At 68.8% G+C, this 14,037-nt stretch carries 10 protein-coding genes; 5 read left to right on the forward strand and 5 right to left on the reverse strand.

Features of this window, described 5'->3' with window-relative positions; genetic code table 11:
- Positions 1-192: 192 nt before the first annotated feature.
- The gene (gene chrA / locus JMT67_RS09645) at positions 193-1,416 is read left to right on the forward strand and encodes a chromate efflux transporter (RefSeq protein ID WP_233455851.1); all 1,224 of its coding nucleotides are present in this window, start codon (positions 193-195) and stop codon (positions 1,414-1,416) included.
- 85 nt (positions 1,417-1,501) lie between these two features.
- Here chrA and trbB read toward each other — a convergent pair whose 3' ends face one another.
- From trbB to JMT67_RS09665, 4 genes are all read right to left on the reverse strand, one after another.
- Positions 1,502-2,455, reverse strand: coding sequence for a P-type conjugative transfer ATPase TrbB (gene trbB, locus JMT67_RS09650; RefSeq protein ID WP_201463349.1), 954 nt, complete (start codon positions 2,453-2,455; stop codon positions 1,502-1,504).
- The gene (locus JMT67_RS09655) at positions 2,452-2,865 is read right to left on the reverse strand and encodes a hypothetical protein (RefSeq protein ID WP_054764207.1); all 414 of its coding nucleotides are present in this window, start codon (positions 2,863-2,865) and stop codon (positions 2,452-2,454) included. Before JMT67_RS09655 ends, trbB begins: the two co-directional genes overlap by 4 nt.
- On the reverse strand, positions 2,852-4,729 hold the full coding sequence (locus JMT67_RS09660) for a type IV secretory system conjugative DNA transfer family protein (protein WP_201463350.1): 1,878 nt from the start codon (positions 4,727-4,729) through the stop codon (positions 2,852-2,854). The genes JMT67_RS09655 and JMT67_RS09660 overlap by 14 nt, the downstream gene beginning before the upstream one ends.
- 193 nt (positions 4,730-4,922) lie before the next feature.
- A complete protein-coding gene (locus tag JMT67_RS09665) occupies positions 4,923-5,327 on the reverse strand; it encodes a thermonuclease family protein (protein ID WP_035306061.1) in 405 nt (134 codons plus the stop codon).
- A gap of 86 nt (positions 5,328-5,413) precedes the next feature.
- On the opposite strand from JMT67_RS09665, the gene radC reads away from it, so the two are divergent.
- From radC to JMT67_RS09685, 4 genes are all read left to right on the forward strand, one after another.
- The gene (radC, locus tag JMT67_RS09670) at positions 5,414-6,109 is read left to right on the forward strand and encodes a RadC family protein (RefSeq protein WP_231681370.1); all 696 of its coding nucleotides are present in this window, start codon (positions 5,414-5,416) and stop codon (positions 6,107-6,109) included.
- On the forward strand, positions 6,106-7,017 hold the full coding sequence (locus JMT67_RS09675) for a toprim domain-containing protein (RefSeq protein WP_054764208.1): 912 nt from the start codon (positions 6,106-6,108) through the stop codon (positions 7,015-7,017). Before radC ends, JMT67_RS09675 begins: the two co-directional genes overlap by 4 nt.
- Positions 7,018-7,055: 38 nt before the next feature.
- Positions 7,056-9,122 carry a ParB/RepB/Spo0J family partition protein gene (locus JMT67_RS09680; protein ID WP_052004749.1) on the forward strand — a complete coding sequence of 689 codons (2,067 nt, stop codon included), beginning with the start codon at positions 7,056-7,058 and terminating at the stop codon, positions 9,120-9,122.
- Between the two features lie 141 nt (positions 9,123-9,263).
- Entirely contained in the window at positions 9,264-13,544 is a 4,281-nt protein-coding gene (locus JMT67_RS09685; RefSeq protein WP_035307822.1) for a strawberry notch-like NTP hydrolase domain-containing protein, read from the forward strand.
- A gap of 170 nt (positions 13,545-13,714) precedes the next feature.
- Here JMT67_RS09685 and JMT67_RS09690 read toward each other — a convergent pair whose 3' ends face one another.
- Positions 13,715-14,020: a hypothetical protein gene (locus JMT67_RS09690; RefSeq protein WP_035307824.1), complete on the reverse strand. Its 306-nt coding sequence runs from the start codon at positions 14,018-14,020 to the stop codon at positions 13,715-13,717.
- Between the last annotated feature and the right edge of the window lie 17 nt (positions 14,021-14,037).

Here is a 14,037-nt window from a genome sequence, read left to right on the forward strand (position 1 = left end):
ACGACCATCTCGAAGCCATGGCCGAAGCTGGTCTATCGGCGGGACATATATTGATAAGTCCGTCATAGCCGGTTGACGGACGCGAGGGTCGGTATACCAAGGAGGTCCGGGCTATCGCGGGCGCCCGGTGTCGGCGGCCCTGTCGCCCAAGACCCGCTCTAACCCGCGCCTCCGGCGCGGCAAGGAGCGATGATGACCCAGGTTGCCGCCTCTCCATCCAGCGAGCCTATTCCCCCGTCGCTCAGCCATGCCGCCCTGTTCTGGCGGTTCCTCAAGTTCGGCGGCCTCGCCTTTGGCGGGCCGGTCGCTCAGATCGCCATGCTCCGGCGCGAACTGATCGACGAGGAGCGCTGGATGTCCAGCGCCCGCTTCAACCGGCTGTTGGCCGTGCTTCAGGTCCTGCCTGGACCCGAGGCGCACGAACTCAGCGTCCATCTGGGCATGCGCGCCAGAGGTCGCTTGGGCGGGGTATTGGCAGGGTTGGGCTTCATGCTGCCGGGCTTCGTCCTGATGATGGTCCTGTCCTGGCTCTATTTCCGCATTAACTTTGATCGGGCTTGGGTGGGGGCGGCTTTTCTGGGCGTTCAGGCGGCGGTCGTTGCTCTGATCTTTCGCGCCGTCCAACGGATCGGTCAGCACATCCTGGTCGATCGCTGGCTCTGGGGCGTGGGCGTCGCCAGCGCCGCCGCGGCGCTCGCCAGTGTCAGTTTCTGGATCACCCTGCCCGCGGCGGGGGTGGTCTACGCGCTCGCCAAGGCTGGACGGCGCGGTCTCGCTTTAGGCGTGACGGCCATCGCGCTTGCGGCGGCGGTAATGGTCCACACGCTGACGCCCCAGCCGACGGCTAGAGCGGCCGCCGACTTCATCGCGACTTCCCCGGGATCGGTGGCGCCGTGGCTCCTGCTCCTGTCGGGGCTGAAGGCTGGGCTGCTGACCTTCGGCGGCGCCTATACCGCCATCCCTTTTCTCCGGAACGATGCGGCAGCGCATGGATGGATGAGCGACGGACAGTTTCTCGACGGTTTGGCCCTGTCCGGCGTGCTGCCCGCGCCGTTGATCATCTTCTCGACCTTCATTGGCTATGTCGCGGGCGGTCCTCTTGGCGCGCTGGCGATCACCGCAGGCATCTTCCTGCCGGCCTTCGCCTTCTCCCTGATCTTCTACGAGCGTTTGGAGACCGTGGTGGAGATGGAGGCGATCAAGACGGTTCTGGAAGGCGTCGCGGCCGGCGTAGTGGGCCTGATCGTCGTGACGGCCTTCCAGCTATTTTCCGGACTGATGACGCCGCTAGATCGCGCGCCCGCGCTTCTCGCCATTGTTCTCGCCGCCTTCGCCGCCAACTGGTTCTGGAAAAGCAAGCTGGCCCCGCCGATCATCCTGGCGGTCGGAGGATTGGCTGGGGTGGTTCTGCTCTAACCGACATCGGACACTTTAAATCGCGGCTACGAGTCAGTTCTTGTCTCGTTGCAGTGGACTATTTGAGACTGCAAGGCGACCGAGCTCAGAGGCTTCGAGTGGCATACCCGCCTACGGAAATACCATCGACCCGCAGTACAGGATCGATGCGGCGCTCTTCCTTCCCCCTGCGGATATGAACGATAATATTGACTGCATTGGCTATGACGCGAGTTGCCAAAGGTGAGCCAACTTCAGCAAGCAAATCCTCTAACCGTGTCAGCGCTTCCTCTGCGGAATTGGCGTGGATCGTCGAAAGACCGCCCGGGTGCCCGGTGTTCCACGCCTTGAGCGTCTCGAGCGCCGCCGACCCTTCTCGCATCTCACCCACGACGATCCGATCGGGCCGCATGCGCAGGGCGTCACGGACCAGGTCGACGACCCCGATCGAGACCGGATGGCGACGCGTGAGCGTGGCTACCAGATCCCAGGCGGAACATTGAAGCTCGGGGGTGTCTTCGATCAGGAAGACACGATCGTTCGCGAACGCCGGCTCCGCGAGCAGCGCGTTAGCGAGGGTCGTCTTCCCTGAACCCGTGCCGCCCGAGATCAGCAGGTTCTTCCTGGTCAGGACAGCCTCTCGCAGAACGCCGGCCTGGTCTTTCGTAATCACGCCGTCACGGACATAGTCGTCCAGGGTCCAGATCACGGCCGGGCGTTTTCGGATCGAAAAGGCGGGCGCGGCGGTGACCGGCGGAAGAAAGCCCTGGAACCGTTCTCCGGTGACCGGAAGGACGCCTGCCAGACGTGGATTCTCCCGGGTGACCGGATCCCCGACATAGTCCGCGATCAACCGGATGACCCGTTCCCGGGCTTCTGACTCCAACTCGTGGCCGGTATCGGCGCGCCCGGTCCCGACGCGATCCAGGACCAGGCGCCCATCCGGGTTGACGAGGACTTCGACCACAAGCGGATCGGTGAGCGCCTCCAGGATGTCGGGCCCCAGCGCGTGGCGAAGCGCCTCCAGCTTCCGTTCGCCGACGATAGGATGGACGCTCATTCGGCCGTCCCGCGCTGCGGCCTGCCGCCCGAGATCAACCGGGCGGCCGTGTCATCGAGAAGCTGTTCGATCCGGCGGTCCACTGCGGCGCGGGCGACAGGATCCTGATCCGTGACGGCGTCCGGCAAACGCATGAAGAAGGCGCGGGCGACCTCGATGACCAGCTCCTGGATGATTTGCACGTCTCGCGCCGTCGACCGCATGTGGTCTCTTAGCGCGCGGTCGAGCTGAAGCAGACGGTCGTCCGGATCGGCGGGGAGGCTTCTGGCCAGGCCCTTCGCAAGCGAGCGTCCGGCGGCCTGGCTGATCGGAATATTGGCCGAGCGCGCTTCCCGCTGCAGGGCGGCGACCACGCGGGGGTCGGTGAGATAGACCTGAACCCGCGTCGCCCCGGTCTCACGCCCGCCCATCCCCGCCTCCCTGCAACCCGTCAAGCACCGCCTGTTCCGCCGCGAAGGCGGTCGAAATCCGCTCGTAGGTCTCGGCCGCCCTGGCGGCGACGCGTCGGTCATGGATCGCCGCCTCCACCTCTTTGAACAGCGGCAGGGCCGCCTCCGGATCCTCGCCCAGCCCCCGTCGTCCCGCCCATGGGTGAACCGGTGCGCCAGGCGTGTCGACGCCAGCCGCCTGATCCGGCGGCGGCAGGTCCGCGCGCGCCCGGAAGGGTCGCTCCCTGTCGTAGAGCACCTTGCGTGTCCGCAGCGGTCTGTGCCCTGCCGCAAAGGTCAGCTGCACCTCGTCCGGCAGCGCGCGGATCTCGCCCGGCTCCAGCAGGGGGCGTTCGATCTCGGAGCGTGACACCGAACTTCGGCCGGAGCCCAGCCCGGCGGGACCACTGCGGCTGGTCTTTCGCTCCAGCACGGTGCCGGTGAGCTTCGACACCTTGTCCTGGGTCAGCGGATCGAGAGCGCTGAAGGCGGTATAGACATGGCAGTTGTCGAGGATGGTGTTGTTGGCCCCATAGGTCTCGACGATGTCGTTCAGGGACTGGGCGACGAACATTGTCTTGATGCCGTAGCCGCTCATCAGGCGCAGGGACTTCTCGAAGAAGGCCAGTCGGCCCAGCAGCGGGAACTCGTCCATGAGCATCAAAAGGCGCCGGCGCTTCTCGCGGCCCGCGTCGTCGGCGTGCTCTGCGGCGGTCAGGGCCTGGGCCGCCGCGTAGAAGAGAAGCCGGATCACCGGTCGCAAAGCGACGGCGTCGGCCGGAGCGACCTGCACATAGAGGGAGACGGGCGCCTCGGCGCACATGAGGTCCCCGAGCGCGAAATCCGATGCCGACAGCGCGTGTACCAGGTCGTCGCCGGCCAGCCATTTGAGATAGCTGCGCGCCGTGCCCTGCACCGACGTGCGAAAGCGGTCGTGCATGGCCGCGTAGCCCTTCACCGCCGTGGAGATGAACGGATGGACCTCGGGGACGCCCTCGGGACCCAGACGATGAAGGGTCCGGACCATGACGTCGGCGGCGGCGTCCAGATCGGCGAGGATCGTCCGGACCGTCAGCAACGTCTTCTCCGCGTCCGGAGCCGTGTAGAGGACGTGCAGGATCACCGCCTCGAGGATCTCGGAGGCCGCCTTGTCCCAGATGGCCTCGTCGTCCCGTGCGCCTCCCGGATCGCTGAGGATGGCGACCAGCCGCTGGACCTGCGCCAGTTCCTGGGGCCCCGGTCTGATCTCCGCCAGAGGATTGAAGCGCGCGGACGCCGGGTCTCGCGGGTTGAAGTAGAGCGCATGACTGTGCTGGGCGCGCCAACCGGCGGTCACCCGCCACAGCTCCCCCTTGGGATCATGGACCAGGACGCTGTCGGTCCAGCTCAACAGGGTGGGGACGACATGGCCCCGTCCCTTCCCCGCGCGGGTCCCGCCCGTCACGAGCGTCGGGCGCAGGTCGGTCGTCGCCAGAAGACGGCCCTGCAACCGCCCGAGGACGCACCCCGCGTCGTGCCTCAGGCCCGCACGGCGAGCCTCCGCCAGGCCGCCCCACCCGCGCGTTCGCTTCACGGCGCCGCCGTCGAACAGAAGCAGGCCCCCGGCGCCCGCGGCCATCACGAGCATGAAGACCGAGAGCGGCAGGGCGAAGGCGTCCCCCTCCGCCGCCCCGAACCTCTGGCGCCAGACGAGGATCATCCAGGGCCAGTAGACGCCTGTCTCGTCCAGCCGGAGCGCCGGCCCCAGCGTCACATGATAGCGATAAAGCCAGGCGAAGGTCTGGGTGGACGCCTGAAGCGCGACTAGTAGTGCGGCGACAAGACCGGCGAGGCGTGCTGGCGGCATGACGACCATCCGTTCGAAGACCATCGAGACTTCGAGGGAGAGGGCCGTTTGAGGCGACTTTCTGGCCGCAAATCCGGTCCTCGGGCGCCGTCGACGCCGATATAGAGGCGTGTCACGCGGGTGAGCCGTTTTGCCCGATCCGGCCGGACCGCAATATATTCTCGCTGTCGGCTCGTCTCCGAGCCGTGACGGGTCAGTTGCCGCCTTCGCGCACCCCGGCGGCCCTCAGGAGGTCGCCGACACGACGACCGTCGAGCCGGCAGGTCGCGATCACCCGATCATAGACGATCACCCGGCCGCTACGTCCTCGCGTCGCCACGCATTCGAGGCGTCGGCCCATCACCAGACGGCGCAACTGGTCCCGGGCGGCGCGTCCGCCCGGTGCGTTGAGCTCCGGGGCATTGAAGTCCGCGAGCCTCACCTCGATCCAGGTGGAGGGGTTCGTGCTGTCGCCGACGCAGAGCCCGTCGCCATCGCCGACATAGCGGGTTTGCCCCGAGAAAACCTGTCCGGCGCGATCTGGCAGTCGCCCCTCGCACGGATCGGCATGGGCGATCGCGGGCGCGGCGAGGAGCGGGAGGATGAGCCACCATTTCATCGGATCAACCTGGGCCGATCCGGTCGGATCGAAAAGCGCGATCGGGAAGAAAGGAAGGGCGGCCGGGAATGCTCCGCTTGGGAGCCTTGCTGGAGACCGCCATGCGCCCGCTTCCTGACCTCGAACCCGCGATCGCCGCGGCTGGGCGTTCGCCCGACACGAGTTCCCTCGCCAACCTCGACGACCGCGCCCTCCTCGCGCTTCTGCTGGGCCGCAGCATGCGACAGACATCAATGCCCGCCGTGGACGCCCTGTTCGACCGGTTCGGCGACATCGCCGCCATTGCTTCCGCCGATGTGCCGGAACTGGCGCGCGCCAGCGGACTGGGACCAGCGGCTCTCACCGACCTGAAACTGCTTCGTGTGCTCAGCGAACGGCTGGTCCGCGCCGAGGCTTCGAGACGGCCCGTCATCACCAGCTGGACGGCCTTGCTCGCCTATGTTCGGGTCGCATTGGCCGAGGAACCCCGCGAGCAGTTCCGGGCCCTGTTCCTCGACAAGCGCAACCGGCTCCTGAGCGACGAACTGGTCGCCCAGGGCACGATCGACCATGCCCCCGTCTATCCGCGCGAGGTCGTGCGGCGGGCGCTGGAGGGGTCGGCCGCGTCCATCATCCTCGTGCACAATCACCCTTCGGGCGATCCCGAGCCGTCCCGCGCCGACATCGAGATGACGCGGAAGATCGTCGACGCCGCCAAGGTCTTCGACATCCAGGTTCACGATCATCTGGTCGTCGGGAGGGACGGTACGGCCAGCCTGCGCACCCTCGGGCACTTCCGGTGAGCCTGCGCCAGATCGTGGCGATCCTCGGCGGAGACCTCTACCAGAACGGCTTGCGCGCCAATGTGCCGGCGCCCGGCCATGGGAAGGCGGACCGTTCCGTCTCGCTCCTGCTCGATGGCGGCCGTGTCGTCATCCACACCTTCGGCGCGGCCGATTGGCGGGAGGTGCGCGACGACCTGCGGCGTCGCGGACTGGTCGATCACGGCGGTCGGCTCATGGGTGTCGCGGACACGCCGGACAGGCCCGTGATCGACCACCCCCGACGGCGGGCGGTCGCGGGTGCGCTCTGGCAGGATGGGGTAAGGCCCGCCCGGACCGGCGTGGTCGCACGTCACCTCGCCGTGCGCGGCGTCGCTTGGCGGGAAGACCTCGACGACCTGCTCGAACATCCCCGCGCGCCCCTCTCGGTCTACCGGCCGGGGCGGCGCGTCGGACGCGCGATGATGACCGGGATCCGGTCGCCCTCGGGGGATCTCACGGCCGTCGAGCTCACCTATCTCGCGACCAACGGGCAGGTCGCATCGGGTCTGAGCGTTCCCCGCAAGACCGTGGGCCAAGTCCCGCCGGGATCGGCCGTACGGCTGCGTCCCGCGGCGGCGCGGATGCTGGTGGCCGAAGGCGTCGTCACCACCCTGTCCGCCATGGTCCGCTTCGACCTGCCGGGCTGGGCGCTCATGTCAGCCGGAAACCTCTCGCGGTGGCATGCACCCCACCATGTTTCGACGGTTCTAATCGCCGGAGACCGGGGCGAAGCCGGGGAGATCGCCGCGATGCGGCTGGCCAGGCGGCTCGAGCGCGATGGCGTGGAAGCGATCGTCGCCTTTCCCCCAGCCCCGTTCGGCGACTGGAACGAGGCCGCTCGAGACCATCAGAAAGCGGGAAAGGAAGAGCGCGGACGGGCGCCGTAAAGGCGGGGATGGACCTCGCCTACGGCAGGAGAGCCCTCATGTCCCGTTCCACCGCCGTCGCCGTCGTCGCCACCCCCTTCCAGGTCGCGTCGACCCGTAACCGCCCGCTGGTCCATCTCCGTGATCTCGACATCGCCCCGGAGAACCTTCGCTTCGGCGAGCCCTCCGACGATGACATTCCGCTGCTTGCCGAGACTCTGTTCGCCGCCGGTCAGCTGCAGCCCCTGACCGTCCGGCCCGGTCGAAAGAAGGAAGCCGCCAACATGGCGCTCGACGGCAGGCGGCGCTTGCTGGCGCTTCGTCTTCTGGTCGAACAGGGACGTATCGACGACAGCTTCCTCGTCGATGTCTTCGTCGAGACGGATCCCGCCCGCCAGGCCGCGGCCGTCCTGCTCACCAACACGGCCGTGCCGGTCCATGTCGCCGACATCATCGCGGCGATCGGCCGGATGCTGAAACGCAAGCTCGGCGTGCCCACGATCGCCAAGGCGCTGGGATACGCGGAAATCGACATCAAACGTCTCGCGGCCCTTGCCGCCCTGCCGGATGTCGCGCTGCAGGCGCTGCGGCTCGGCCGGCTGAACCTGCGCCAGGCGCGCCTGCTCGCCAGGCTCTCCGACCCCGACGAGCAGGCGGAGCTGGCCCGGATGACCCTCGACGGTCACGGTTTCCAGGATTGGCGCGTGACCGAAAAGCTCGACGAGGCTCGCGTCACCGCGCGCGACCCTCGCTGCGCCCTCATCGGCCCGGAGCGATACGCCGAGGCCGGCGGCCGCTCCGAGACCGATCTGTTCGGCGAGCTGCCGCCGGTGCTGCTGGACCCGGCCATTCTCACGGAGGCCTGGACCCGACGTGCACGGGAGATCGCCCTGATCTACGAGGCCGAGGGCCTGGCGGTCCACGTCACGGCGGGCCCCGAACCGGACCTGCCGGACGATCTGGAAGCCGCCGGTTACGTCTACGGCGGCATGCTTCCGGCCACGGAGATGGCGGCCTACCGCGACAAGCGAGACGCCTTCAACGCCGCCGTCGAAGGGGTCGAGGCGGTCCTGACGGAGACGACCGACGCCGAGGCGGTGGACGCCGCGCTCGACGTCATGATCCGCGACCGCCTGGCCATGGATCAGGCGGGATGGAGCGGCCGGGCAGCCACGACCCTGGTCCTGCGTCCTGCACTACGCACCGGGATCGAAGTCCGGTGCTTCACGCCCGTGGAACCGGAAGTCGAGGACGAGACCGACGATGAGGCGCCCGCCTCCGCGGGGGGCATCGCTGCCGCTCCCGTCTACCGGCCGCCCGAGGTCGATACGCCGGAACCCGAGACCGAGGGCGTCAACCACGCCCTTCACGCCGTGCGCACCGACGTGGCCACCCGCGGTCTGATCCGCGCCCTCGCCGACGATCCCGGCGTCGCCTTCACGGCGCTGATCGCCCGCCTGTTCAATCAGCTGGCCGTCAGGACCTCCGGCCAGAGGTCCGAGTCCGCCCTCGCCCTGACCGCGTCCGCCTTCAAGCCGACCGGCGGTCGCGTCATCGAGGCGTTGGACGGCGAGGTCCGCCAGAGGCTCGACGATCGACGCGCCGCGTGGGAGGCGTCGGGCCAGACGGTGATCGCCTGGGTGCATGGTCTCGCCCATGGCGACAAGATGGGTTTGCTGGCCGAGCTCACCGCCCTCTCCCTGGATGTTCGGGAGGAGCGGACCACACTGATCCGCAAGTCGGCCCGGGCCGAAGCCGCTGAACTCGCCGAGCTTTGCGGCGCGGACATCAGTCTGCACTGGACCCCGGACGCCGAGTTCCTGAAGCCGCATTCCAAAACCCTGCTGCTGAAGATGCTGGAAGAGATGGACCGGGCCGATGTGAGAGCGGCCCTGCTGAAGAAGGCCGATCTGATCCCCTGGGTCGAGGAGAATGCGGCCGAGAAGGGATGGGCGCCGGCCAGCCTGTCCTGGACCACACCGCCCGACGTCGACGAGGTCGCGGCGTCGGACGCTGACGGTCCGGAGAGCGATACGGCGGAAGAGAGCGAAGGCGATGCTGACGACGGCGTCGGCGCCTTCGAGGTCACCGCTGAAGGCGAGGCGGCGCTCGACGACGCCGCCTGATCCAGGCGTGAAGACGACGAGGCCCGTCGCGACATCGTCGCGGCGGGCCTTCGTCATGGAAGGCGGGAGGAAGGGCGGCTGGGCGCGAGCCTGGAGGACCGGAGGGATGAGCCCGCCGCTCCAGGCGACGGAGCCCTTCCCATGACCGCCGCGCAGACACCGCCTCAGACCGCCAGCCTCTCGCTCTTCAGCGCACCACGCCCGTGCGACCGCGCCGCCAACCTCATGGCCGCAGCCCGGGTGCTCGCCACCCACCTGGCCCGGTCCCGCCCGCTGCACCGCAAACTGGTCTCCAGCGTCATGACCACCGGCTTCGGCGGGTCGGACGCCGAGGGCTTGTGGAACTGGCGGGACGCCTATGAGGCCATCGAGGCGGCGACCGTTTTGCAGATCCGCCGGCTGGCGCCCCAGGTGTCGCGGCTCGAGGACGCGCCGGCCGCCATCGCCGTCCTTCTGGCGACGGTCGGCGCCCTGGGTCTGACCCACAGCCGACGCAGCGAAGATCAGATCGCGCTGGACCAGTTCTCCACGCCGCCGGAACTGGCGGCGCTCGTGGTGCTGGCCGGTCAGGTTCGCCCGGGTGACCAAGTGCTGGAGCCTTCGGCGGGCACCGGGCTGATCGCTATCGTGGCCGAGGCCTGCGGCGGAGTTCTGACGCTGAACGAACTGGCCGAGGGTCGCGCCGTCCTGCTCGACGGCCTCTTCGTTTCGGCGACGCGGTCACGTCTTGATGGACGACGCGTCCAGAACCTGTTGCCGGGCGCGGGCGGGTTCGACGTCGCGGTCTGCAATCCGCCCTTCACCGATCTGGAGGCGCATCTGACCGGGGCCTTCTCGGCCCTGGCCGATGGCGGGCGCCTGGCCGCCGTCGTGCCGATCACCGCCCTCATCGACGAGGGTCTGATGCGTCGGTTGAGCGCCAGGGGGCGTGTCGTCGCCCGGATCGGCTTTCCGCCACGCGCCTTCTCCAGGCACGGCACCAGCGTGGAGACCGGGTTGCTGGTTCTGGACCGGCTCGAGGGCGGCGCCGCGGTCGCTGCGCTCGCGAACGGTGAAGATCTCGCCGCCTGTGCCGCCCTGGCCTCGGCTGTGCCCGAGCGCGTCAAGGCGAGGCCGAGGGTTCGCCTCGAACTCGGGGCGCAGACCTTGCTGGCGCCCCGGGACCGGTCACTCGCCCTGCCGTCCGGGCGTCTCGGCTTCCTCGCGGGAGCGTCCCCCATCACCTATCAGACCCTCGCCTGGACGGGCGAGGGCCGCGATGTCGGCCTCTACCAGGCGCACCGGCTGGCGCGGATCGCCCTGACGGCGCAGACGCCCCACCCGTCAGCCCTGGTCGAGTCCGGTCCGATGGCCTCGGTCGCCCCGCCCGCCCCGTCATACCGGCCGGTCCTTCCGGCGGCGGTGCGTCTCGACGGCCGGATCTCCGACGCCCAGCTGGAGACGGTCATCTACGCCGGCGAGGCTCACGCCGGCATGCTGCCCGCCTGGTGGACGCCGGGAGAGTCGGCTCGTCAGCTCAGGTTGTCGCGGGAGGAGGATGAGGGTTCCGTCCAGCTCCGGCGCGGCTTCTTCCTTGGCGACGGCACCGGCTGCGGCAAGGGCCGGGAGATCGCCGCCGTCATCGCCGACAACATGGCCCAGGGGCGGACCAAGGCCCTGTGGTTGTCGAAGAACGACTCCCTGCTGGACGACGCCCGGCGCGATTGGGCCGCCATCGGCGGCGGGGCCCACGACATCGTGCCGCTCAACAGCTGGAAGTTGGGAGATGGCGTGCGGCTGGATCGCGGGATTGTCTTCACCACCTACGCCACCCTGCGTCAGCCTGCGCGCGGCCAGAAGATGTCGCGGCTCGACCAGATCGTCGCCTGGCTGGGCGAGGATTTCGACGGGGTCATCGCCTTCGACGAGGCCCACGCCATGGCCAACGCCGCGGGGGGCGGCAAGGGGGCGCGGGGAACGAAGAAGGCCTCCCTGCAGGGGATGGCCGGCCTGGCGCTTCAGAACCGGCTGCCGAACGCCCGGGTGCTCTATGTCTCGGCGACCGGCGCCACCACCGCGGAGAATCTGGCTTACGCGGCCCGTCTGGGTCTTTGGGGCGGGCCGGAGGCGCCCTTCGTCACCCGCGACGACTTCCTCGACGCCATGGACAAGGGCGGGGTCGCCGCCATGGAGCTCGTCGCGCGCGAGCTCAAGGCGCTCGGCCTCTATGTGGCGCGGTCGTTGTCGTTCGAGGGCGTCGAGTACGAGCCGCTCTTCCACGCCCTGACCGAGGACGACATCAGCATCTGGGACGCCTGGGCCGACGCCTTCCAGCTGATCCACGCCAATCTGGGCGAGGCGCTGAAAGCGACCGGCTTCAATGATGAGGAAGGCAAGGCCAAGAGCGGCCTGGCCGCCTCAGCCGTCCATTCCGCGTTTGAAGGCGCCAAGCTGCGCTTCTTCGGCCACCTCCTCGCGGGATTGAAGGCGCCGACGCTTGCGGCGTCGATCCGGGCGGACCTGACCGAAGGGCGTTCCGCCGTGATCCAGATCGTTTCGACGAACGAGGCGGTGATGGAGCGAAGACTGGCGTCCATCCCGCCGGAGGAATGGAACAACCTCTCCATTGACCTGACGCCGCGCGAATATGTCCTCGACTATCTGCGCGAGGCTTTCCCGGTGAATCTCATGGAGGCGATCGAGGGTGACGACGGCTCGGTGACGCTGGTCCCGGTCATGGTCGACGGCCGGCCCGCCGTGAGCCAGGAGGCGTTGCGCCGGCGCGAAGACCTGATCGAGAAGATGGCGCTCCTGCCCGCCGTGCCCGGCGTTCTGGACGCCCTTCTGGACACCTTCGGAACAGAGGCGGTCGCAGAGATCACGGGACGGTCGCGTCGCGTCGTCGCGCGCGACGGACGCCGGCTCGTCGAGCGCCGCGGCGCCTCGGCCGCGCGGTCGGAGACCGACGCCTTCATGTCCGGCCGCAAGCGTATCCTGGTCTTCTCGGACGCAGGCGGCACAGGACGCAGCTACCACTCCGACCTCTCGGCGCCGAACCAGCAGCGCCGCTCGCACTACCTGGTCGAACCGGGCTGGCGGGCGGATGCCGCCATCCAGGGTCTGGGGCGCAGTCATCGCACCCATCAGGCCTGTCCGCCGCTGTTCCGCCCGGTCACCACCGACATCCACGGCGAGAAGCGGTTCACCTCGACCATCGCTCGACGGCTGGATTCGCTGGGAGCCCTGACGCGCGGCGAACGCCGAACGGCCGGGGCCGGTCTGTTCCGGGCCGAGGACAATCTGGAAAGCCCGTGGGCGCGACGCGCCTTGCTCGTCTTCTATGGCGCGCTCGGCTTTGGCGAGCTGTCGTCCATGACGCTGGAGGACTTCGAGACCAGGACCGGCCTGAAGCTGCGCGACGCCGACGGGGGGCTCAAGCTCTCCGACGACCTGCCGCCGATCCACACCTTCCTGAACCGGCTGCTGGCGTTGCGCATCGCCGACCAGAACGCCCTGTTCGCCGACTTCGACGGCATCCTTTCAGGCATTCTCGAAAGGGCCGCCGCCTCGGCCGACCTGGACCGCGGGCTGGAGGACATCGAGGCTGAGGAGTTGGCCGTGGTGGAGGAGGAGACCATCCGGACCGACGTCTCGACCGGGGCGGAAACCGCACTCGTCACCTTCGAACTCAAGGTGCGGCGTGAACTCGTCAGCTCGGACGCGGCGTTGGCAGGCGCTGAAGGCTCGGCCTTCCGCCTGGTCGTCAACGACCGTTCCGGCCGCGCCGCCCTGGCCGAGTTCGGGTTGACCACCACGACCGATGACGACCGGCTTGTTCCGGCGGTGCGCCTCTTGCGGCCTGACCAGCATCAGGTCACGCCGGAGAAGACGTTCGAGGAGTCGGCCTGGGCCCAGACCGATGAGGCGGCGTGGCGGGCGGTCTGGGACGCCGAAGTCGCCGCGACCGATCCGTGGCGGACGCGCCGCCTGACCCTGGCGACCGGCCTTCTGTTGCCAATCTGGGGAAGGCTGCCGTCCAAGGGCTGTTCGGTTCGCCGCGTACGCGCGCCGGACGGTCGGCGTTGGCTGGGCCGCGTGCTGGACGAGGTTCAGGCCGCCAGCCTGAAGACGGCGCTGGGCCTGACCGAGGTCGGCGACGCCTGGGCCGATGGCGGGCGCACCGCTGCGGCCGTACTCGACCGCAATGTCCAGCTCGCCCTTTCGGGCGGCCTGTGGCTCAAGCGATCGCGGGTCATGGACCGCTGGCGGCTGGAAGTGGTCGGGGGCCGCACCGACCGTGACGCCCTGGTCTCGCTCGGCTGCTTCGTCGAGATCATCGCCTATGCCCCACGGGTCTTCGTTCCGGTGGACCGGCCCGATGTCGTGGAGGGGGTGCTGCGCCGCCATCCGGTCCAGTCGATCCTGGAGGGTGCCGCAGCCTAGCGAAACAGCGACTTACGCTTGCCGGCTCACTGCGGGTCGCCGGGCGCGATACCGACAAGTCCGGCGACTGGAATCAACAGCGGCAGCGCGCCGACGATTACCAAATGGGAAGAGCGACACCGTCCCGCGAAACCCAGACCGGCTGCGGCCTGGCGGTCTGCGCTGCAGTCTCAAGGCCGTGCCGCTTCGGCCACTCCGGGGTGATCGTGATGACGCGGACCGAACTGCAACTGATCTCGCGTCAGAACAAGAAGGCCGAACCCCAAGAGACATACAGTCGCCATGGCGGCGGTCATGACCCGTCCAGCCTGCCCCTTCCGCCCGAGACGATAGGTCATGATCGCCAGGAGCGACATGAGAACGCCGAAGGACACGAACACCGGGATGCGGTAGGTCGCCGCCAGCGGTACGGCGAGACAGACGACGATCGCGCCGGCGACGAGGCTCGCGCCAATCGCGATCAGTGTGTCCTGCACCGGCCGGAACGGCTCTG

It is taken from the genome of Brevundimonas aurantiaca, from assembly GCF_904830995.1.
Lineage (GTDB): Bacteria > Pseudomonadota > Alphaproteobacteria > Caulobacterales > Caulobacteraceae > Brevundimonas > Brevundimonas aurantiaca.